Origin of the sequence: Tardiphaga alba, from assembly GCF_018279705.1 — a bacterium.
GTDB lineage: Bacteria > Pseudomonadota > Alphaproteobacteria > Rhizobiales > Xanthobacteraceae > Tardiphaga > Tardiphaga alba.
On the sequence record NZ_CP036498.1, the window covers coordinates 3,403,128 to 3,424,162 of the forward strand.

Sequence of the window (21,035 nt, forward strand, 5' to 3'; positions counted from 1 at the left end):
CGGCGAGGGATCGGGCAGTATTCGGGGCAAGGCCTCAGTCGCGCTTGCCCTGGACCCAGTGCTCGAGCATCTGCAGCGCCATGGCGCGGTCGTCTTCGGAGGCTTTGGCGATGGCCTTGGCGTAGCTGTCGCGGATCCAGGTGTCTTCCGGGCCGGCATTGTCGCGGGCGAGCGTCAGCCACATCAGGCCACGGGCCATCTGGCGCGGCAGCGCTTCGCCATTGAACAGCATCTGGCCGAGCAGCGCCTGGGCCTGGTGCTGGCCCTTCTGTGCGGCAAGGCCGAGCCAGCGCACGCCGTATTTGGCGTCGCGAGGCATGCCGATGCCCTTCAGATACAGGCGGGCCAGATCATACTGCGCGTCGGCATTGCCGAAATAGGACGCGGCATAGGAGAACATCTCGCGCGCACGCTCGGTGTCCGCCTTGATCTTCGAATTCGGGATGCCGTCGAGATAATAGCGGCCCAGCGCCACGAAGGCGTTGGCGACGATCGCAGCCTGCGGCGCCGAGGGCGAATCCTCGGCATGGGCATTGGCGATGCGGCTGAAATATTCGAAGGCGCGCAGATCGTCCTGAGCGACGCCATTGCCGTCCGCATACATGCGACCGAGCTTCCACTGGGCGATCGGATGGCCGCCCTCGGCGGCATATTGCAGAGCGGTGAAGGACGGATCGGCCTTCGCGGCCGGCTTCTTGGCGATCGCAGCGGGCGAACCAGGCACAACCGGCACCAGAGCCGGCGCAGCGTCGCTGCCACCTACGGGGGAGCCGTCAAACGCAAAAGCGGGCCCGACCAGAACGGCAGCGCTCCACGCCAACGCGACAGCAACGATACGTTCAATGATCCGCATAACACTGTTTCTCGACGACGCCGGCCGGAAGGCACAGAGCGTCAGCAATGGCAATTCGATTTGTCTTGGCGAAAGTCCGGTTGGCGAAAATCCGGTGCGTCCCTGACCCATGGTTGGTCGCGCAACCTGCCCTTTCGGACGTGCGCCCAGCCCCACCGCCAGCAGTCAACTTTCCGTTAGAAATTCCCGCGCCAACCGGCACCGCCCAATCCGGACTCTTGGCCTGATTCCCTGTCGATCCGACGACATCGGCGCATGCAGCGGCCCTTGCGTCGGCAGAACGAAAAACGTCCTGGTGGGAATGTGACTTCACGGCCGTCGAACTCTCCGCGATCATCCTGCCCGCCAAGCCTGACACTTGCGGGAGGTGGTGATCGAGCGTTGTCATTGTCAGCAACGGGATGCTGCCAATTTCGGCGATGTCTTTGACCACATCACGGCTGACTGAGTGCAAACCGGAGACAAACGGAGTCTTTTTGAAGATTTCGACAAGTTCGGACACCGGTTCGTGTCCGATCGCGAAGGAATGCGTCACCGACGACATCGACGCCCACGGCAAATGCCGGCTGGTCGCCCCGGGGCGACTCGGCATGTGCGGCGTGATGATCGTCTCGGCGTCCATCGTGAACCTGGTTTCTCAGGCCGCTTCAGGAATCCGGGAAGTCCCTCTGACATCCCGCCGATCGTCTGAAGCGCTTCAGCCTTACTGGCTGACGAGAAATGATTTCACGAAGGCGTGTGGCCAAATAGCGGCGGTTGCAAGAGCTGCCGCTTGACAGGGTTAAATGTTGGGGAACTGTTGCGCCGGCGACACAGGCGTTGCACCGGGGCAACCATGGCGCCGACCGTCATCCGGGACGCGAACGCCGGTTGGCAGTCGCGACCCCCGGGTGTGACCGCGGTGGCTCAGGTGTTCAGCACCCGGCCATAGGCGTCCAGCACCGCTTCCTTCATCGTCTCCGAGATCGTCGGATGCGGGAAGATGGTGTGGAACAGCTCTTCTTCGGTCGTCTCCAGGTTCATGGAGACGACAAAACCCTGGATCATCTCGACGACTTCGGCGCCGACCATGTGGGCACCGAGCAGCTGGCCCGTCTTCTTGTCGAAGATCACCTTCACCATGCCCTGGTCCTCGCCCTGGGCGATGGCCTTGCCATTGGCGACGAAGGGGAATCGGCCGACGCGAATATCCTTGCCGGCTTCCTTGGCCTTGGCTTCAGTGAGACCGACCGAGGCGATCTGCGGGTGGCAATAGGTGCAGCCCGGGATCAGCGTCTTGTCCATCGCATGCGGGTTCATGCCCTTGATGGCCTCGACGCAGATCACGCCTTCATGCTCGGCCTTGTGGGCGAGCATCGGCGGACCGGCGACGTCGCCGATGGCATAGATGCCGGGCACATTGGTCTTGCCGTGTTTGTCGATGACGATGCAGCCGCGCTCGGTCTTCACGCCGAGCTTCTCCAGGCCGATGCCCTCGATATTGCCGATGACGCCGACCGCCGAGATCACGCGGTCGAATTCCTGCGTCACCGGCTTCTTGCCGTCATCGATGGTGGCGACGACGCTGTCGGCCTTCTTGTCGAGCTTCGTCACCTTGGTATTGGCGAGCACCTTGATGCCCTGCTTCTCGAACTGTTTTCGCGCAAAGGCGGCGATCTCGGCGTCTTCCACCGGCAGGATCTGCGGCAGCACTTCCACCACGGTCACCTCGGCGCCGAAAGAACGATAGAACGACGCGAATTCGATGCCGATGGCGCCGGAGCCGACCACCAGCAGCGACTTCGGCATCTTGTCCGGATTCATCGCCTCGAAATAGGTCCAGACCAGCTTCTTGTCGGGCTCAAGCCCAGGCAGCGCGCGCGGGCGCGCGCCGGTGGCGACGATGATGTGCTTGGCGGTGTAGCTGCCCTCGCCCAGCGCGCCCTTCGGCGCCTCGACCTGCGACTTCTTGACGGAGAACTTGCCGGGCGCGTCCAGCGTGGCCTCGCCCCAGATCACGGTGATCTTGTTCTTCTTCATCAGGAATTCAACGCCGCCATTGAGGCGCTTCACGACGCCGCGCGAGCGCGCGATCACGGCCTTGATGTCGAAGGAGACGTTGTCGGCGGAGAGGCCATAATCCTTGGCATGCTGGAAGGCATGATACATTTCCGCCGAGCGCAGCAGCGCCTTGGTGGGGATGCAGCCCCAATTGTTGCAGATGCCACCGAAATAGGCCTTCTCGACGATCGCCGTCTTGAAGCCGAGCTGCGCGGCACGAATGGCCGTCACATAGCCGCCGGGACCGGAGCCGATGACGACGACGTCGAAGGAATTGTCGGACATGGGTTACTCGCTTGCGTTTGCTTGTCCCTCTCCCTTCGGGAGAGGGTGCCTGAGCGAAGCGAAGGCGGGAGAGGGTCTGCTGCGCGTCGCGGCAAAAGCCCCCTCTCCCGTCTCAATCTCGCTTCGCTCGATTGAGCCACCCTCTCCCCCAACGAAGCTGCGCTTCGTCGGTAGCGAGGGGAAGTGAACTACACCACCATCATCACCGGATTTTCGATCAGCTTCTTGAACGCCGTGATCAGCTCTGCGCCGAGTGCGCCGTCGATGGCGCGGTGGTCGCAGGAGAGCGTCACGCTCATCATGGTCGCGGCGACGATCTGGCCGTTGCGGACCACCGCCCGCTCCTCGCCGGTGCCGACCGCCAGGATCGAGGACTGCGGCGGGTTGATCACCGCGGTGAAGTCCTTGATGCCGAACATGCCGAGATTGGACACGGACGACGCGCCGCCCTGATATTCATGCGGCTTCAGCTTCTTGGCCTTGGCGCGTGCGGCGAGTTCCTTCATCTCGTTGGAGATCGCGGAGATCGACTTGATTTCGGCCTGGCGGATGATCGGCGTGATCAGGCCGAATGGCAGCGCCACGGCGACGCCGATGTCGGAATGCTTGTGGCGCAGCATGGCAGCTTCCGTCCACGACACATTGGCTTCCGGAATCTTCTGCAGCGCCACCGCCATCGCCTTGATGACGAAGTCGTTGACCGAGAGCTTGTAGTTCGGCTTGCCGTCCTTGTCCTTGCCGGCCGCGGCATTGATCTCTTCGCGCGCGGCGGAGAGCTTGCCGAGATCGCAGTCAACCGTGAGATAGAAGGTCGGCATCGAATTGGTGGCAGCGGTGAGACGCTGCGCGATGGTGCGGCGCATGGAGTCATGCGGCACGCTCTCGTAGGAGCCCTCTTCGTACAGGCCGAGGATTGCTGAATCGGACATCGCGGGCACACCGGCCGAGCCGGCGGGAGCAGCAGCACCAGCGGCGGGCGCTTTCAGCGCGCCACCCGACTTCGCCTTCTCGATATCGGCCGCAACGACACGGCCGCGCGGGCCGGTGCCGTTGACGCGGCTGACATCGATGCCGGCTTCCTTGGCGAGGCGACGCGCCAGCGGCGACGAGAACACGCGCGCGCCGGTGTTCGCAACGGCCTGAGCGGGCGCAGGCGCAGCAGCCGGCTTCGGCGCGTCTTGCTTCGCTTCTGACTTGGGCTCCGGCTTGGCTTCTGATTTTGCTTCTGCATTCGGCTCGGGCTTCGCCTCGGCCTTGGCTTCCGACTTCGCAGCACCACCGCCGCTGGCCGCAGCCTTCACATCCTCGCCGTCAGCAGCAAGGATCGCGATAATGTCGTTGACCGGCACGTCGGCGGTGCCTTCCGGCACCAGGATCTTCGCGATCGTGCCTTCATCGACGGCTTCGACTTCCATCGTTGCCTTGTCGGTCTCGATCTCCGCGATCACGTCGCCGGACTTGACGGTGTCGCCTTCTTTCTTGAGCCACTTGGCAAGGTTGCCCTTCTCCATCGTGGGCGACAGCGCAGGCATCAGAATGTTAATCGGCATTGTCAGTGACCTTGTTGCGACCGCGGCGTGGTGGCGCCCATATCGGTCGGACGAGCAATCTCGGCTTCGAACATATCGACGATGCGCTGCAGCGCCTCGTCCTCGGTGAATTCGCTCTCGCGCCCATAGGCGCGCGCAGCGTGGCGCGCGATATCGACCAGCAGCATGCCCCACATTTCCGGGTCCTCGAAGGCGCGCATGAACGCGATCGACAGGCCGCCATCGACAACGAAAGCACGCAACACTTCGGTTGCGTCCTCGCGTCCCACGACATCCGGCGGCAGCGACTGTTCCTTCGGTCCGGCCATGTCAGCGCTCTCCCGCGTTAGCGATAGCAGACGGCCTTGGCGGCAGCGACGACCTCGGCCACCGAGGGCAGCGCGAGCTTTTCGAGATTGGCGGCGTAAGGCATCGGCACGTCCTTGCCCGACACGCGGCCAACCGGTGCATCGAGATAGTCGAACGCATTTTCCATGATGCGCGCCGCGATTTCGGCGCCCACGCCGTTCTGCTGCCAGCCCTCTTCCACGCAGACTGCGCGCGAGGTCTTCTTCACCGATTCAATGATGGTCTCGGTGTCGAGCGGACGCAGCGTGCGCAGGTCGATGACCTCCGCTTCGATGCCTTCCTTGGCAAGCTCTTCGGCGGCCTTCAGCGTGTAGGTCATGCCATGCGACCACGAGATCAGCGTGACGTCCTTGCCGGCGCGCACGATCTTCGCCTTGCCGATCGGCAGCACGTAATCGTCGAGCTTCGGCACTTCACCGGTCTGGCCGTAGAGCATTTCATGCTCGAGGAAGATCACTGGATTGGGATCGCGGATCGCGGCCTTGAGCAGGCCCTTGTAGTCGGCGGCGTTCGACGGCGCGATCACCTTGAGGCCGGGGATCTGCGAGTACCAGGCCGAGTAATCCTGGCTGTGCTGGGCGGCGACACGGGCAGCGGCGCCGTTGGGGCCGCGGAACACCATCTGGCAGGTCATCTGGCCGCCGGACATGTAGAGCGTCTTGGCGGCGGAGTTGATGATCTGGTCGATCGCCTGCATGGCGAAGTTGAAGGTCATGAATTCGACGATCGGCTTCAGACCGGCCATGGCTGCACCGACGCCGACGCCGGCAAAGCCATGCTCGGTGATCGGCGTGTCGATGACGCGGCGGGCGCCGAATTCCTGCAGCAGGCCCTGGGTGACCTTGTAGGCGCCCTGATATTCGGCGACTTCCTCACCCATCACGAACACGTCGCCATCGCGGCGCATTTCTTCCGCCATGGCATCGCGCAGCGCTTCACGGATGGTCATGGTGACCATCTCGGTGCCTTCCGGAATATCCGGATCGGGCAGCAGCGCAGTCTGCGGCGCTTCCGGAGCAGCTTCGGCCTTCGGCGCTTCAGCCTTGGTCTCGGACTTCTCTTCCAACTTGGCTTCAGCGGCCGGAGCGGCTTCCTGCTTGGCAGGGGCCGGCGCCTTATCGGCAGCCGACGCATCTTCACCTTCGGCGAGGATCATCGCGATCGGCGTGTTCACCGCGACGTCATTGGTGCCTTCCGGCACAAGGATCTTGCCGAGCGTCCCTTCGTCGGTCGCTTCGACTTCCATCGTGGCCTTGTCGGTCTCGATCTCGGCGATCACGTCGCCGGACTTGATGGTGTCGCCTTCCTTCTTCAGCCACTTCGAAAGGTTGCCCTTTTCCATGGTGGGGGACAGCGCGGGCATCAGCACTTGAATTGCCATAGTAACTCCGGATCGCTCTAGCTTGCGCGCTTCTTAGCGGTAGATGTCGGTATAGAGCTCGGACGCATCCGGCTCGGGATCGTTCTGTGCGAAGTCGGCCGACGCATTGACGATCTCGCGCACTTCCGCGTCGATCGCCTTCAGGTCCTGCTCGCTCACCTTTGCTTCCAGCAGTCGGCTACGTACCTGCTCGATCGGATCCTGGTCGTGACGGATCTTCTCGACTTCCTCGCGGGTGCGATACTTCGCAGGGTCCGACATCGAGTGGCCGCGATAGCGATAGGTCTGCATTTCGAGAATGTACGGGCCCTTGCCGGCGCGGCACCAGGCGACGGCCTTGTCAGCAGCAGCCTTCACAGCGCGGACATCCATGCCGTCCACCTGCTCGCCCGGAATGTTGAACGACACGCCGCGCTTGGAGAAATCGGTCTGCGCCGACGAGCGCACCACCGAGGTACCCATGGCGTAGCGGTTGTTCTCGATGACGTAGATCACCGGCAGCTTCCAGAGCTCCGCCATGTTGAAGCTCTCATAGACCTGGCCCTGGTTCGACGCGCCGTCGCCGAAGTAAGCGACCGAGACATTGTCGTTCTCGCGATAGCGATTGGCGAATGCGAGACCGGTGCCGAGCGAGACCTGCGCACCGACGATGCCGTGGCCGCCGTAGAAATGCTTCTCGCGGCTGAACATGTGCATCGAGCCGCCCTTGCCCTTGGAGTAGCCGCCGCGGCGCCCCGTGAGCTCGGCCATCACGCCATTGGCGTCCATGCCGCAAGCGAGCATGTGACCATGATCGCGGTAACCGGTGATGACCTGATCGCCATCCTTGAGCGCCATCTGCATGCCGACGACGACGGCTTCCTGACCGATATAGAGATGGCAGAAACCGCCGATCGCGCCCATGCCATAGAGCTGGCCGGCCTTCTCTTCAAAGCGCCTGATCAGCAGCATGTCGCGCAGCGCGCGCATCTCCTGATCACGGTTGAAAGCGGGCGGCGATGACTTTGCCTGAGAAGTTTTGGCGTCATTGCTCGATGCCTGCTCCGCGGGAGCGCTTTTCTTCGGTGCGGCCATGAAAATTCCGGATGCGAGTGAGGAAGTTAGTTCTTCCTACTCCAACTGCTTGCGCGGTGAAAGGGATTGCGTCGCGCGGAATGCCACACTGTTATTTCGCACTGCAGCGAGAGCGTGAAACTTTTGATCGGGATCGCAGTGCGTTTTGTAATTTGAGGAATAGAAATGAGCGTTGTCGTCATTTCATCGCAACATAGGGTGACGAAGCGCTAACCATCGGATTCACGCAAAGCAGAATTGCTCTACGCGCGCGCGACTCATGCGGCGACGATTGTGAATCCTAGTTCGGCTTGAGGACGCGCACGACATCGCGCGAATGCGCGTAGTCGAGTTGCCAGCGCACACGCTCGTCGAGCATGTCGGGATCGAGGCTGTTGGAGCGCAGCAGCGCAACGCGCTGTTCGGCCTTGTTGCGCTCCTTCCGAAGCTGCACCAGTTCGGAGGTCAGCGCGGTGATCTCCTGATCGAGTTCCTGCCGCGCATTGAGGCCATACTTGCCGGTATAGGCATTCATGCCGAAATAGCTGACCAAAAGCGCGGCCACGGCATAGAGCACGAGGCCGGTCAGGACCGATTTCAGGCGGGTATGTTTGACCATGCCTGAAAATGCGACGGCCCGGTTAAGGTCAACCTAACAACCGGGCCGTGCGTGTCGTTGAACGGTCTTATTTCTTGTGAAGCGCGACCCAGGCCGCGAAGGCATCGATATAGGCCTGCAGCACCGGCCGGATTGACTCCTTGACGATCTCGCCATGGTCGTCGAACGCGTCCGCGATGGCGTTCAGATAGATCTCGGGCTGCCCCATGATCGGACCGGTGATGCCCGGCAGCACCTGGCGCAGATTCAGGGCCGCAGACACGCCGCCGCCGGGTCCTGGTGCGTTGCCGACGATGCCGGTCGGCTTGCCCAGGAACGAGCTCTTGCCGAACGGGCGGGAGCCGATGTCGATGGCATTCTTCAGCACGCCGGACGTGCCGCGGTTATATTCCGGCGTCACGAAGATCACGGCGTCCGACGCCTGCACCGTCTCGCGGAACCTGAGCCAGTCGGCCGGCGGATTGGCTTCCAGGTCCTGGTTGAAGAAGGACAGGTCGTGCAACGTCACGATGTTGAGCTTGAGCGAGGCCGGTGCCAGCTTGGCGAAGGCCTTGGCGACCTTGAGCGAAAACGACTGCTGGCGAAGGCTGCCGACGATGACGGCGACGCTGTGGGTGGTCATGACATGTCCTCTGGGAAACGCGCGCATCGGCGCAACACGAACATGCGTTACTTGTCGCATCCGGTGGAACCATGCAAGTGCATGGATAGCATCATCCGAACGGTGGACGCCTGCACGCGCTCGGTTTGCAAACACATCTGCGTGACAATGGTGAAAGGATACGGGAGCTGTCACGCGGTGGTTGCCGGTCATCGAACCGGTATTGCCGAGCGCGCGACCAACCACACAGGCCGGCGGAGATAGGCGACCTCCTGCCGGGATGATACGATCCAACCATCGCAACTCGCGGGACGTTCGATGCGCAAACTGGGACTGTTGGCTTCCGCCATTTTCGCAACGGGATTGCTGAGCTCTTCGGCCTGGGCCGACAAGCGCGTCGCGCTGGTGATCGGCAACTCGGCCTATCAAAACGTGGTCAAGCTCGCGAACCCCGTGAACGATGCCAATGCGATGACCGAGACGCTGAAGGCCGCCAATTTCGACATCGTCGAAGGCCGGCGCGACCTCAAGGCCACCGAGATGCGCCGCGCCCTGCGCGACTTCACGGAAAAGGCGCGCAGCGCCGATGTGGCGGTGATCTATTTCGCCGGCCATGGCATCGAGATCGACGGCAGCAACTACCTGATCCCCACCGACGCGCAGCTCGAACGCGACACCGACGTCTATGACGAAGCGTTCTCGCTGGAGCGCATCCTCGCCACCGTCGAGCCCGCGAAAAAGCTTCGGCTGGTGATCCTCGATGCCTGCCGCGACAACCCGTTCCTGAAGACCATGAAGCGCACCACGGCGTCGCGCGCAATCCCGCGCGGCCTTGCCAAGGTCGAACCGGCCAGCCCGAACACGCTGATCGCCTATTCGGCGAAAGCCGGTTCCACCGCGCTGGACGGCGACAGCAAGAACAGCCCGTTCACGACGGCGCTGGTGCGCCATATCGCGACGCCCGGCCTCGACCTGCGCAAGGCCTTCGGCTTCGTCCGCGACGAGGTGATGAAGGACACCGGCAACCGCCAGGAGCCCTATGTCTACGGCTCGCTGGGCGGCGACGACGTGGCGCTGGTGCCGGTAGCCGTGCCTGCCGCGCAAAGCGTGCCGAACGAGATCCGCCGCGACTATGAGCTGGCCATGCAGGTCGGCACCCGCGACGGCTGGAACGCCTTCCTCGCCCAGCATCCGGATGGCTTCTACGCCAATCTGGCCAAGGCGCAGCTCGCCAAGCTCGCCGCCGAAACGGCGCATGTCGTCGCCGCGGAAAAGGCGCGCGCGGCGACGGATGAAAAGACGCGGCTCGCCGCCGAGGGCGCGAAGAAAGCCGAACAGGCAAAAGCCGCCGCCGACGCCAAGGCTGCGGAGGATGCGAAACTCGCCGCCGAGAAGAAGAAGCTCGCCGAGCAGGAGCGCGTTGCCGCCGCTGAACGCGCGCGTGCTACTGCGGAAGCCAAATCCGATGCCGCCAAAGCTGATGCCACGAAAGCCGCGCCGGCCACCGGCGGCTCGCAGCTCGCGGCCCTCTCCCCCGCCGACCCGCCTAAGCCCGCGACGCCCTCCGACCTGCCACGCCAGGTGCAGGTGGAATTGCAGCGTGTCGGCTGCCTGCAGGGCGCGGTCGACGACAGCTGGACCAGCGCCTCCGGCAAATCGCTGGAGCGCTTCAACCGTTATGCATCGACCAAATTCGACAGCAAGGCCGCGAGCCTGGACGCGCTCGACGCCATCAAGGCGAAGTCGGCGCGCGTCTGCCCCCTCGCCTGCGCCCATGGCAGCCGCGCCGATGGCGACAAATGCGTGAAGATTGTCTGCCGCCGCGGCAGCGTGCTCAACGACGACAACGAATGCGAGAAGCGCAGCCGCAGCGAGGCAAAGCGCAACGTGCCGCGCCGCGAGCGCCTTGAGGCCGAAGAGCTCGACCGCCCGCGGGCGCAGGCCCGCGCCTCACGCGCTGCGCGCCCCTCCGGCCAAGTCGTCTGTGATGCCAGCGGTTGTCGCCCTGTCCGCGCCGGCTGCCGTCTGGAGATGAAGGACATGCGGATTGGCCTGACGAATGTCGAGGTGTGTAACTAGGTGGAAGCACCACGACGAACTCAATCAATCGATGTCACGAGGCTCACTCTCATATCCTTGGCGGCACAGACACAAATGTCATCGGCAAACACGCAGCCATTCGCGACGCCGAGCGTGAGCTTGCCACGTCGGACCTGACGCATATCGACCACGTAGCGCACCAAACGTGTATCAGGCGTGATGGATCCGGTGCACGTCACTTCTCCCACACCGATGGCCCTGCCTTTGCCAGGCGAGCCCGACCAACCAAGCCAGTAGCCGACCATCTGCCACATCGCATCGAGCCCCAACGACGCCGGCATCAACGGGTCGCCCGGAGTGTGGCAAGCAAAGAACCAAAGATCTGTGCTGATATCCAGTTCGCCGATGACCTGCCCCTTTCCGAACTCACCGCCATCTGATGTGATCGCCGTGATGCGATCCATCATCAGCATCGGCGGCGCGGGTAGCTGTGCATTGCCCGGGCCGAAATATCCGCCGTCGCTTGATTTGAGCAGATCGTCCTTTGTGTAGGTCGATTGCGGCTTGTGAAACGCATGCGGATCGACCAATGCACACCCCTCGCGCGACCAGCGGGCGCTCGATCGCCATCGCTCTCTCGGTTGCATCTTACGATCTCACCCGCACAGGTCAACACGACCGCGACGCCCCCGGCTGGAGATGAAGGACATGCGGATCGGCCTGACGAATGTCGAGGTGTGTAACTGAGGCAGGCCGTAGCCCGCATGAGCGCAGGCGATATGCGTGGATGTCGCATCTGTGAAGGCACCGGCCCCGGATATCGCTACGCTCATCCGGGCTACGAACGTCACGCTACTCCAGCCGCTCCATCTCGCGGAGCGTCGGGAACAGTTTCATCCAGATCAACGCGATCGCCACCGTGCCGAGGCCGCCGATCAGGGCGGCCGGCACCGTGCCGAGCAGCGCGGCGGTGACACCGCTTTCGAACTGGCCGAGCTGGTTCGATGTGTTGATGAAGAGATAGTTCACTGCACCGACCCGGCCGCGCATCTCGTCAGGGGTGGCAAGCTGCACCAGCGAGAAGCGGATCACGACGCTCACCGTGTCCGCGGCGCCGAGCACCGCGAGTGCTGCAACCGACAGCCATAGCCATTGCGACACCGCGAACACCGCCGTCGCCAGGCCGAAGATGATCACCGACTGGAACATGCGCATGCCGACACGGCGGTTGATCGACCAGCGCGTCAGCACGATGGTGGTGAGCAATGCGCCGACCGCAGGCGCTGCCCGCATCACGCCGAGGCCCCAGGGGCCGGTCTGCAGGATGTCGCGCGCATAGATCGGCAGCAGCGCCGTGGCGCCGCCGAGCAGCACTGCGAACAGATCCAGCGAGATGGTGCCGAGGATGTTCGGATTGCTGCGCACGAAGCCGACGCCGGCGAACAGCGTGCGCAGCGATGGCGGATCCTTCACCGCCACCTCGCGTGCGAGCCGGATGGCGCTGTTGAGCAGCGCGCCGATGATCCAGAACGCGGCCATCATCACATAGGGCGTCGACGGCGCCAGCGCATAGGCGAAGCCGCCGAGCGCGGGGCCGCAGATCATCGCCACCTGGAACACGCCGGTGGAGAGCGCCGTCGCCTTTTGCAGATGACCTTCCGGCACCACGCCGGGCAGCAGCGCCGAGCCGGCCGGCGCCTCGAAGGCCGTGGCGGCGCCGATCACCACCAGCGCGATGAAGATCTGCGGCACCGTGATCCAGCCGGCATAGGTGCCCCAGGCGAGCAGGATCGCCGTCACGCCCTGCAGCAACTGGCAGATCTGCACGACGCGACGGCGGTCGTAACGGTCGGCGATATGGCCGGCAAAGAAGACGAGCGCCAGCATCGGCGCGAATTGCGCGAGGCCGACCATGCCGAGCTGGAAGGCGCTGCCGGTCAGGTCGTAGATCTGCCAGCCAACAGCGACGGCCGCGATCTGCGAGGCAAAGCGCGAGAAGCTGCGCGACACCATGTAATACAGATAGGGCGGATGGCGCAGCAGCAGGCGTGCGCCATCACTTGTAACCTCGGCAGATTGATCTGCGAGTGTCATCCCTGCAGATTCGGATTGATCAGGTACTTCTCGCCGGTGGCGCGCTTGGCATAGGCACGCAGATTGTCGAGATCGAGCACGTCCTGAAGCGAGATGGTCTTGGTGTAGTGGCTGGCGAACGTGGTCTTGAGTTCGGCGACCACGCGCGCGCGCAACTTGGCGGCATCGTCCTTGCCGATCTTCTGCAGGAACGGAAACAGCAGCCAGCCGCCCATGCCCCAGGCCATGCCCGGTGGCGACAGTTCGATCGGACGCGGCTCGAGGCGGCCATAGACATAGACCTGCTTGTGCGTCGTCGAGCCGTAGCGGCTATAGACCTTCATGGCCTTCACGGCAGCGGCTTCCATCGCATGGAGGATCTGCCCCTGCAGCTTGCCGCCGCCGGTCGCATCGAAAGCGATGGTCGCGCCGGTGGTTTCGAGTGCTGCGACGAGATCGTCGAAGAATGTGGCTGCCGTTGTGTTCACGACATATTTGGCACCGATGTCGCGCAGGATTTTCTCTTGGGTTTCGCTGCGCACGATGTTGACGAGATCGATGCCGTCCTTCTGGCAGATCTTGTTGAGCATCTGGCCGAGATTGGAGGCCGCGGCGGTATGGACGAGCGCGGTGTGCCCTTCCCGCTTCATCGTCTCGGTCATGCCGAGCGAGGTCAGCGGATTGACGAAGCAGGATGCGCCCTCAAGCGCCGTGGTGCCTGCGGGCAGCGGCAGCACTTCCTTCGCCTTGATGACGCGGTATTGCGCATACATGGCGCCGCCGATCATCGCGACGGTGTTGCCGAGCAGCGCCTGCGCGGCCTCGGACGCGCCGGCCTTCACCACCGTGCCGGCGCCTTCATTGCCGACGGCCATGGACTCGTCGAGACGGCCGCCCATGGCCTTCAGATTGGCCTGCGCCACCGTTGCCGTGACGACAGCGGATGTGCCGGAGCCGGTGACCTTGGCAGTGGTCGGATCGGCCGCGCCGAGCAGCAGGCCGAGGTCGGACGGATTGATCGGCGCTGCCTCGATGCGCACCACGATCTCATCGGCGCCGGGTGCCGGGATAGCGACCTGCTGCAGCGAGATTTCGAGTTCGCCGCTGCTCTTGATGAAGGATCGCAGTTCGAGGCCGGTGGTGATGTCCGCAGTCATGTCGCTCTCCCAAATGCTGCGGTCTCTGCCGCGTCAATAAATGCCCGGAATGATGCGCTTGGTCTCGCGCATATAGGCCCGGTAGTCGTCACCGAATGCCTCGATCAGCATCCGCTCCTCGTGGTCGATGCGGGTGAAGAACAGGATCGCGATGGCGACAAGTCCGCTCAGGGCGGCCATGACGTTCGGCAGCAGCAGAGCCTGCGCCAGCGCCCACAGCCAGAACGACGAATACATCGGATGCCGGATCAGGCGATAGACACCGCCGCGCACGATCTGGTGACTGTCGCGGATTTCGAGGCTGGCCGACCATTGCCGGCCGAGATCCTTGTGCGAGCGGCGAAACAGCCACAGCGACAGCGCATAGACCAGCGCGCCCGCCACGACGGAGACGTAGCTGAGCTGGTAGTTCAGCGCCGCGGGCCAGCCCGAGGCGAGCCAGATCGCCGGCACCACGACCAGGCCGATGGTGGCGATGGCCAGCAGGATGCGCTCACGGCTCCAGCCCACGGCCTTCACCGTGGCGGTCTTGCGGGCCTTGCGCGCATAGGGGTAGCGGATGATGAACCAGGCGACGAGCCCGATCGCCCAGACATAGATTCCAAGAAGTGACGCGGTCATGGTCGTCCGTTCAGGCCATCATGCGGCATTCACGGATGCCCCGGCCTGCAGTTGAGAGGAATTGCCGGGTGCCAGCAATGCGCCATCCGCACCGAAGCGCGTGACGCCGCCGCCGACCGCCGTGATCTCATCGAAAGGCAGAGGGCCGCACAGCACCATGCAGTAGTCATAGGGCGCGCGCTGCTGATTGCCCATCACCATCTGATAGTGGATGCGCATGAAATTGAAACGGTAGCGCTTGAACTGCTCGCGCCCCATCATGTCGTGCATCTGGACGCGGCGGATATTGGGGCGCCCTTCGCGATCGTGACGGCCGATGCGCGTCAGCGTCACCGGATCGAACCGGTAGAAGCTGATGACATCGTCACGGGCGTGATACTCGGCCCAGCGCACGGCCGGCGTATCGGCGACAAGTTTCGATGCCTCGCGCACGCTGGTGCCAGACGGATGCAGTGCGAATTTCGGAATCGTGGCGCTCACGGTGAGGATGCAGATGGTCGGACCGTGTTTGGTGAGATCGGGATCGAGTTTGAGCGCCCGCGCGACCGTTTCCATCACCAATGCGGCGCCGAGGCAGTGACCGACAATGACGATTTCATCGATATCGGCCTTCTGCGCGCGCGCCACCAGCACCCTTGCAAATTCATCGACGCGCGCCTTCATCTTCGGGCGTTGGCCGTAGACGTATTCGCGCGAGAAGATCCAGTCGTCGAACACATGATTGATCGGCTTGCGCCAGCCGTAATACTGCAGCAGTGCCGTGAACACCGTGGCGGCTGCGACAAGGGCGGCAATCCACGCGGCCGCACCGGTCATGCCCAACAGCCAGGTCAGCCCGATGCCGACCACGGCGCCCGCGGCTGCAAAGGCTGCGATCCACAGATACGAGAACAAGAAGAAGCCGGCATATTTCCAGCTCGAATAAAAGAAGCGGAACAGGGTTCCCGTCACCAGCCAGTTGCCCAAAGTGACGAAAGCCGCACCGAGCCGCGAGACCATGCCCCGCGAATGATCCTCATTGATGAGATCATCCCAGCGCAGCATCTCGTAGGTGATGTCGGTATGCCAGTTCGGGCCCGACGCCTGGGCCGGCCATGCGGCGCTGACCTCACGCACATCAGGCGTGCCCGTTGCGCTCGCGGTCACGCCCCACGTGTTCTGGAACGTACCCAGCGACTTGCGGAACCGCGCGAGCTGCGTGTCCGGCGAGATCGGGTCGTAGCCACCAATATGGAAGACGTGTCGCCGCGCGATCATCGCCCGTTCGCTCCCGATTGCATCCCGCATGGTCATGGCCGGTGCATAGCAAATTCGCCCGGCACCACAAACCTGTTACGGCATCAAAACAGAAAGACCCGGCTGCATTTTGTCGCCCGCGGGTCACACAAAGCCGGTTTCGCAACCGCCCCTATCACAAAACCTGGAATCGCGGCAGGACGGTGATTGACGCGACAAGGTTATGTCTGAACATGTCGCGGGTTTCTCCTTGGAAAGAAAGCAAGATGTCGATCGTTGTTCAGGGCTCGCAGCGGCCGTCGCGGATATCTCCGGCGGCCGTTCTGCTGATTCTATGTTCCCTCGTGCTGGGCAGTTTCGCCGGTTCCAGCGCCGCGGAAGCCGCCGGCCGTCGCCCCGGCAAGGTCTATCTCTATCGCGGCCTGATGAATGTGTTCTCGCTCGGCATGGACCAGCTCGGCTCCAAGCTCCAGGCCGTCGGCGTTGCCACTTCCGTCAGCAACCACACTTTGTGGAGCAGCGAAGCCAATGACATGATCGCCGCCTATCAGGCCGGTAACCGCGAACCGATCATCCTGATGGGCCACTCGGCCGGTGCCGACGCGACCATCTCGGTCGCGCGCAAGCTGGCGCAGTACAACATTCCGGTGGCGCTGATCGTCAATTTCGACCCGGTGGCTCCGGAAGCCGTTCCGAGCAACGTCAAGCAGGTCGTGAACCATTATGTGGCCACCGGATGGGGACAGGCTGTTGCGGCTGACAAGCGCTTCAAGGGCAAACTTGCCAATGTGAACGAAAGCCGCACAACCAACCACTTCTCCATCGACAAGGACGAAGCCCTGCAGCGTCAGACCGTCGCCCGCGTGCTCGCCGTCACCGGCGGCAATATCCGCCGCAAGCCGGCCGCGCCGAAAAACGCGCAGATCTCGGCAGCGCCGCAGTAAGCGCGATACATCGATCAGAACGACCAAACGGCCGGGGCATCGCCTCGGCCGTTTGTGTTTCCGCTCGGACTTGAGCAGCGTACCTAAACGAAAATCGCCGCCCGCGTTTCTGCGGGCGGCGATGATCGGTTCGACTGAATGCGGGTGGCTTATGCCAGCGCCTTCAGCGCCTTGCGGCCGGCATAGAGCGCCTGGGTGCCGAGCTGCTGCTCGATGCGCAGGAGCTGGTTGTACTTGGCGGTGCGGTCGGCGCGGGCGAGCGAGCCGGTCTTGATCTGTCCGCAATTGGTGGCCACCGCGAGATCGGCAATGGTCGAGTCCTCGGTCTCGCCCGAACGATGCGACATCACGGCAGTGTAGCCGGCCTTGAAGGCCATCTCGACGGCGCTCAGCGTCTCGGTGAGCGAGCCGATCTGGTTGACCTTCACCAGGATCGAATTGGCGCGGCCGGCCTTGATGCCTTCTTCGAGGCGCGTGACATTGGTGACGAACAGGTCGTCGCCGACCAGCTGGCACTTCTCGCCGATGAGATCGGTGACTTCCTTCCAGCCGTCCATGTCGTCTTCCGACATGCCGTCTTCGATGGACACGATGGGGTAATTGCCGACCAGCTGCGCGAGATATTTCGCCTGCTCCGAAATGCTGCGTGTCTTGCCCTCGCCTTCATAGGCGTATTTGCCGTCCTTGAAGAATTCGGTGGAGGCGCAATCGAGCGCGAGCATGACGTCGTCGCCGGGCTTGTAGCCGGCCTTGGTGATGGCAGCCATCACGAAGTCCAATGCAGCTTCGGCGGAAGCGAGGTTCGGCGCAAAGCCGCCTTCGTCGCCGACATTGGTGTTGTGGCCGGCCTTCTTCAGCTCGCCCTTCAGCGTGTGGAAGATTTCGGCGCCGCAGCGCAGGCCATCGGCGAAGGTCGAGGCCCCCACCGGCATGATCATGAATTCCTGGAAGTCGATGGGATTGTCGGCATGGGCGCCGCCATTGATGATGTTCATCATCGGCACCGGCAGGGTGCGCGCCGAGGTGCCGCCGACATAGCGATACAGCGGCATGTCGAGCGATTCAGCGGCGGCCTTGGCTGCGGCCAGCGAGACGCCGAGGATGGCATTGGCGCCGAGGCGCGACTTGTTCGGGGTGCCGTCCAGCGCGATCATGGTCTCGTCGAGCTGGATCTGGTTTTCCACATCCATGCCGCCGATGGCGTCGAATATCTCGCCATTGATGGCATCGACAGCCTTCAGCACGCCCTTGCCGAGGTAACGGCTCTTGTCGCCGTCGCGCAGCTCGACGGCCTCATGGGCGCCGGTGGAGGCGCCCGACGGCACCGCGGCGCGGCCCATGCTGCCGTCTTCCAGCACCACATCCACCTCGACCGTGGGATTGCCGCGGCTATCGAGAATTTCGCGGCCGATGATGTCGACGATGGCGGTCATGGTGCCCTCTTTGTGCTGGGGTGGTCGGTTGGCCGTGCTTCTAGCCCATGGTGCGGGGCGGGAAAACCCCGCTTCGCGTGACGCGGAGTGACGAATTGCGGCGAATTGGCTAAGAACCGCGGCAACGGAGACCGAAATGTCAAAAAACCCTCGCAAATCGTCCAAAGCCGCCCCCGAGCTGCAGCTCGGCCGCGCCGTGGAATGGCCGACCTCCCCCGAGGCCGCCCAGCTCGACAAGGTGCCAAACCCGCAAAAGGGCACCGATTACACCGTGCGTTTCACCGCGCCGGAATTCACCTCGCTGTGCCCGATCACCGGCCAGCCGGATTTCGCCCATCTGATGATCGACTATGTGCCCGGCCAGTGGCTGGTGGAGTCGAAGGCATTGAAGCTGTACCTCGCCTCGTTCCGCAATCACGGCGCCTTCCACGAAGATTGCACGGTGGCGATCGGCAAGCGCATCGCCGACACGATCAAGCCAAAATGGCTACGCATCGGCGGCTACTGGTATCCGCGCGGCGGCATCCCCATCGACGTGTTCTGGCAGACCGGACGTTTGCCCAAGGGCGTATGGGTGCCGGAGCAAGGCGTCGCGCCGTATCGCGGGCGGGGTTAGTTCCCCGCATCCGCCGGCTTGCGCTGTTTCAGGAACCTGGCGCTGAAAAAGCCGAGCGCGAACACCAGGGCCGCGCTGATCAGCAGCGTCGGCACCTTGCCGGCATGGGCCAGGCCGAAGCCGTAGGCGATGGGGCCGACGGACTGGCCCAGGAAGAAGCAGCACGCATGCAGCGACATGGCGCTGGCACGGGCTTCCTGCGACAGCTCGGTGGAGAAAATCTGCAGCGAGCCGTGCAGCATGTAAAAGCCCCAGCCCATGATCAGCAGGCTCAAGGCCTGGATCTGCCAGTGCGGGCCAAAAGCCGTGGCGGCGACCTGGATCGCGATCAGGATGCCACCCCAGATCATCATGCCGTTGATGCCGAGCCGCGCCAGCATGCGCGACACCGTGGCCGTATAAAGCAAGCCGCCGAGCGCGAAGCAGGCGATGACGATTCCGGCGATCGACAGGCTGGTGACGCCGCCATCGAACAGGAATGACGAGATGAACGGAAACAGGCCGAGGATACAGCAGCCCTCGATGAAGACGGCACTGTAGACGATCAGCGTATTCGGATTGCGGAAGATCACCTTGTAGCCCCGGGCGAGCTTACCGAAATCCGCTTTGCCCGCCGGCGCGATAATCGCTGCGCCCTTGAAGCCGATCGCGACAGCGATCGATGCGAGGATCGCGACGCCGCCGAGGATCACCAGCACGCCGCGCCAGCCGAAGACATCGCCGATCACGCCGGCCGCCGTCGAGCCGAGCACGGTGCCCGTCATGGCGCCGGCCATCACGCGGCTGAGCGCGACCTGACGCAGCTGCGGTCCGACCAGATCGCTGGTCAGCGAGAGCGTCACCGGAAACACGCCGCCTGCCCCGATGCCGGCCAGGACGCGCGTGGCCAGCAGCAGCGAGTAGTTGGTCGTCATCGCACCCAGAATGCTGGCGATGCCGAGCAATACGAGACACACGATCATCAGTCGCGCCTTGCCGAACATGTCGGCCGCAGCGCCCAGCACCGGTTGCACGATGGCAAAAGTGAAAGCGAGCGCGGATGAGAGACCTGCCGCAACGGCGACGGTGACCAGCAGGTCGTCGGCCACATGCGGCAGCACCGGATCGAGCGCGCGCTGGGACAGCGCGGCGGCAAATGATGCCAGTGCGATGATCTTGATGACCGGCGGCAGCACCGGTGCGCCACTCGAATTCACTTGGCGACCCGATGCGTTGTAGGTCACGCCTTGACCGATGTCTGCTTGGCGAGCGCGTCGAACGCCATCAGGTTCTTCACCAGCGCTTCGAATTCGCGCAGCGGCACCATGTTCGGTCCATCGGACGGCGCGTTGTCGGGATCAGGATGCGTCTCGATGAAGACACCGGCGACGCCGACTGCAACGGCCGCGCGCGCCAGCACCGGCACGAATTCACGCTCGCCACCGGAGGACTCGCCCTTGCCGCCGGGCTGCTGCACCGAATGGGTGGCGTCGAAAATCACCGGCGCCTTGGTGGTGCGCGCCAGAATCGGCAGCGCGCGCATGTCGGACACCAATGTGTTGTAGCCGAAGGACGCCCCCCGCTCGGTGACCAGCACGCGGTCATTGCCACCGCCGACCAGCTTCTTCACGACATTCGCCATGTCCCATGGTGCGAGGAATTGGCCCTTCTTCACATTCACTGCCTTGCCGGTGGCAGCGGCTGCAAGCAGCAGATCGGTCTGCCGGCACAAGAAGGCCGGGATCTGCAGCACATCGACAGCCTCGGCCGCACGTGCGCATTGATCATTCTCATGCACGTCGGTGAGAACGGGCAGACCGAACGTCTCGCGGATTTCCGCAAAAATCGGCAACGCGTCATCGAGACCGATGCCGCGTGCCGCGGAGGCGCTGGTGCGGTTGGCCTTGTCGAACGATGTCTTGTAGACGAGACCGATCTTCAACCGCTGCGCGATCTCTTTCAGCGCCTGCGCGGTTTCCAGCGCGTGCTGCCGGCTTTCGAGCTGGCATGGCCCGGCGATGACCGAGATCGGCAGGTCATTGCCGAAGCGGACGGTGCCAAGTTCAACGACGGGCGCGGCGATGGGCGATGCGGTCAAAGCGATATCCTCTGGGAAACGCGACCATCAACCGCAGGACTGGGCGGGATGCAAGCCCGGATCGACCTGCGCCCACACGGGGATATCAGGGTTGCGCCGGACGCGCTG

General features: G+C 63.6%; 20 protein-coding genes. 3 read left to right on the top strand and 17 right to left on the bottom strand.

What is annotated here, in order from left to right:
* Positions 1-34 precede the first annotated feature (34 nt).
* The 9 genes from RPMA_RS16025 to RPMA_RS16065 all read right to left on the bottom strand — a co-directional run bounded on the left by RPMA_RS16025 (position 35) and on the right by RPMA_RS16065 (position 8,751).
* On the bottom strand, positions 35-853 hold the full coding sequence (locus RPMA_RS16025) for a tetratricopeptide repeat protein (RefSeq protein ID WP_211908642.1): 819 nt from the start codon (positions 851-853) through the stop codon (positions 35-37).
* On the bottom strand, positions 840-1,475 hold the full coding sequence (locus RPMA_RS16030; RefSeq protein WP_211908644.1) for a hypothetical protein: 636 nt from the start codon (positions 1,473-1,475) through the stop codon (positions 840-842). Before RPMA_RS16030 ends, RPMA_RS16025 begins: the two co-directional genes overlap by 14 nt.
* A gap of 284 nt (positions 1,476-1,759) precedes the next feature.
* The gene (lpdA, locus tag RPMA_RS16035) at positions 1,760-3,178 is read right to left on the bottom strand and encodes a dihydrolipoyl dehydrogenase (RefSeq protein WP_211908646.1); all 1,419 of its coding nucleotides are present in this window, start codon (positions 3,176-3,178) and stop codon (positions 1,760-1,762) included.
* Positions 3,179-3,366: 188 nt separating this feature from the next.
* On the bottom strand, positions 3,367-4,728 hold the full coding sequence (locus tag RPMA_RS16040) for a pyruvate dehydrogenase complex dihydrolipoamide acetyltransferase (RefSeq protein ID WP_211908648.1): 1,362 nt from the start codon (positions 4,726-4,728) through the stop codon (positions 3,367-3,369).
* 2 nt (positions 4,729-4,730) lie between these two features.
* The gene (locus tag RPMA_RS16045; protein WP_211908649.1) at positions 4,731-5,036 is read right to left on the bottom strand and encodes a DUF5076 domain-containing protein; all 306 of its coding nucleotides are present in this window, start codon (positions 5,034-5,036) and stop codon (positions 4,731-4,733) included.
* 17 nt (positions 5,037-5,053) lie between these two features.
* The gene (locus tag RPMA_RS16050) at positions 5,054-6,457 is read right to left on the bottom strand and encodes a pyruvate dehydrogenase complex E1 component subunit beta (protein ID WP_211908651.1); all 1,404 of its coding nucleotides are present in this window, start codon (positions 6,455-6,457) and stop codon (positions 5,054-5,056) included.
* A 33-nt stretch (positions 6,458-6,490) separates the two neighbouring features.
* Positions 6,491-7,531 carry a pyruvate dehydrogenase (acetyl-transferring) E1 component subunit alpha gene (gene pdhA / locus RPMA_RS16055; RefSeq protein ID WP_211908653.1) on the bottom strand — a complete coding sequence of 347 codons (1,041 nt, stop codon included), beginning with the start codon at positions 7,529-7,531 and terminating at the stop codon, positions 6,491-6,493.
* A gap of 280 nt (positions 7,532-7,811) precedes the next feature.
* The gene (locus tag RPMA_RS16060) at positions 7,812-8,129 is read right to left on the bottom strand and encodes an FtsB family cell division protein (RefSeq protein ID WP_211908655.1); all 318 of its coding nucleotides are present in this window, start codon (positions 8,127-8,129) and stop codon (positions 7,812-7,814) included.
* 67 nt (positions 8,130-8,196) lie between these two features.
* Positions 8,197-8,751: an NADPH-dependent FMN reductase gene (locus RPMA_RS16065; protein WP_249225222.1), complete on the bottom strand. Its 555-nt coding sequence runs from the start codon at positions 8,749-8,751 to the stop codon at positions 8,197-8,199.
* A gap of 297 nt (positions 8,752-9,048) precedes the next feature.
* Between RPMA_RS16065 and RPMA_RS16070 the strand changes: the two genes are divergently transcribed.
* The gene (locus RPMA_RS16070; RefSeq protein ID WP_211908659.1) at positions 9,049-10,809 is read left to right on the top strand and encodes a caspase family protein; all 1,761 of its coding nucleotides are present in this window, start codon (positions 9,049-9,051) and stop codon (positions 10,807-10,809) included.
* Positions 10,810-10,829: 20 nt separating this feature from the next.
* Here the strand turns inward: RPMA_RS16070 and fabA are convergent, their stop codons facing one another.
* From fabA to RPMA_RS16095, 5 genes are all read right to left on the bottom strand, one after another.
* On the bottom strand, positions 10,830-11,360 hold the full coding sequence (gene fabA / locus RPMA_RS16075) for a bifunctional 3-hydroxydecanoyl-ACP dehydratase/trans-2-decenoyl-ACP isomerase (RefSeq protein WP_211908661.1): 531 nt from the start codon (positions 11,358-11,360) through the stop codon (positions 10,830-10,832).
* Positions 11,361-11,622: 262 nt separating this feature from the next.
* Positions 11,623-12,864 carry an MFS transporter gene (locus tag RPMA_RS16080; RefSeq protein ID WP_211908663.1) on the bottom strand — a complete coding sequence of 414 codons (1,242 nt, stop codon included), beginning with the start codon at positions 12,862-12,864 and terminating at the stop codon, positions 11,623-11,625.
* Positions 12,861-14,000, bottom strand: coding sequence for a zinc-binding dehydrogenase (locus RPMA_RS16085; protein WP_211908665.1), 1,140 nt, complete (start codon positions 13,998-14,000; stop codon positions 12,861-12,863). Before RPMA_RS16085 ends, RPMA_RS16080 begins: the two co-directional genes overlap by 4 nt.
* Before the next feature lie 33 nt (positions 14,001-14,033).
* Positions 14,034-14,621 carry a protein-S-isoprenylcysteine O-methyltransferase gene (locus tag RPMA_RS16090; RefSeq protein ID WP_211908667.1) on the bottom strand — a complete coding sequence of 196 codons (588 nt, stop codon included), beginning with the start codon at positions 14,619-14,621 and terminating at the stop codon, positions 14,034-14,036.
* Positions 14,622-14,639: 18 nt separating this feature from the next.
* Positions 14,640-15,878, bottom strand: a complete 1,239-nt coding sequence (locus RPMA_RS16095; RefSeq protein ID WP_211908669.1) for a hypothetical protein — start codon at positions 15,876-15,878, stop codon at positions 14,640-14,642.
* A 245-nt stretch (positions 15,879-16,123) separates the two neighbouring features.
* Between RPMA_RS16095 and RPMA_RS16100 the strand changes: the two genes are divergently transcribed.
* Positions 16,124-16,801: a hypothetical protein gene (locus tag RPMA_RS16100; protein WP_211908671.1), complete on the top strand. Its 678-nt coding sequence runs from the start codon at positions 16,124-16,126 to the stop codon at positions 16,799-16,801.
* 149 nt (positions 16,802-16,950) lie between these two features.
* On the opposite strand, the gene eno is transcribed toward RPMA_RS16100, so the two are convergent.
* Positions 16,951-18,234, bottom strand: a complete 1,284-nt coding sequence (gene eno / locus RPMA_RS16105) for a phosphopyruvate hydratase (protein ID WP_211908673.1) — start codon at positions 18,232-18,234, stop codon at positions 16,951-16,953.
* Positions 18,235-18,370: 136 nt separating this feature from the next.
* On the opposite strand from eno, the gene queF reads away from it, so the two are divergent.
* Positions 18,371-18,850, top strand: a complete 480-nt coding sequence (gene queF, locus RPMA_RS16110; RefSeq protein ID WP_211908675.1) for a preQ(1) synthase — start codon at positions 18,371-18,373, stop codon at positions 18,848-18,850.
* Here the strand turns inward: queF and RPMA_RS16115 are convergent.
* Both RPMA_RS16115 and kdsA read right to left on the bottom strand, forming a co-directional pair.
* Positions 18,847-20,073 carry an MFS transporter gene (locus RPMA_RS16115; RefSeq protein ID WP_249225224.1) on the bottom strand — a complete coding sequence of 409 codons (1,227 nt, stop codon included), beginning with the start codon at positions 20,071-20,073 and terminating at the stop codon, positions 18,847-18,849. The genes queF and RPMA_RS16115 overlap by 4 nt on opposite strands.
* Complete coding sequence (gene kdsA, locus RPMA_RS16120; RefSeq protein ID WP_211908677.1) at positions 20,070-20,927, bottom strand: 3-deoxy-8-phosphooctulonate synthase; 858 nt, start codon at positions 20,925-20,927, stop codon at positions 20,070-20,072. The genes RPMA_RS16115 and kdsA overlap by 4 nt, the downstream gene beginning before the upstream one ends.
* Positions 20,928-21,035: the final 108 nt, after the last annotated feature.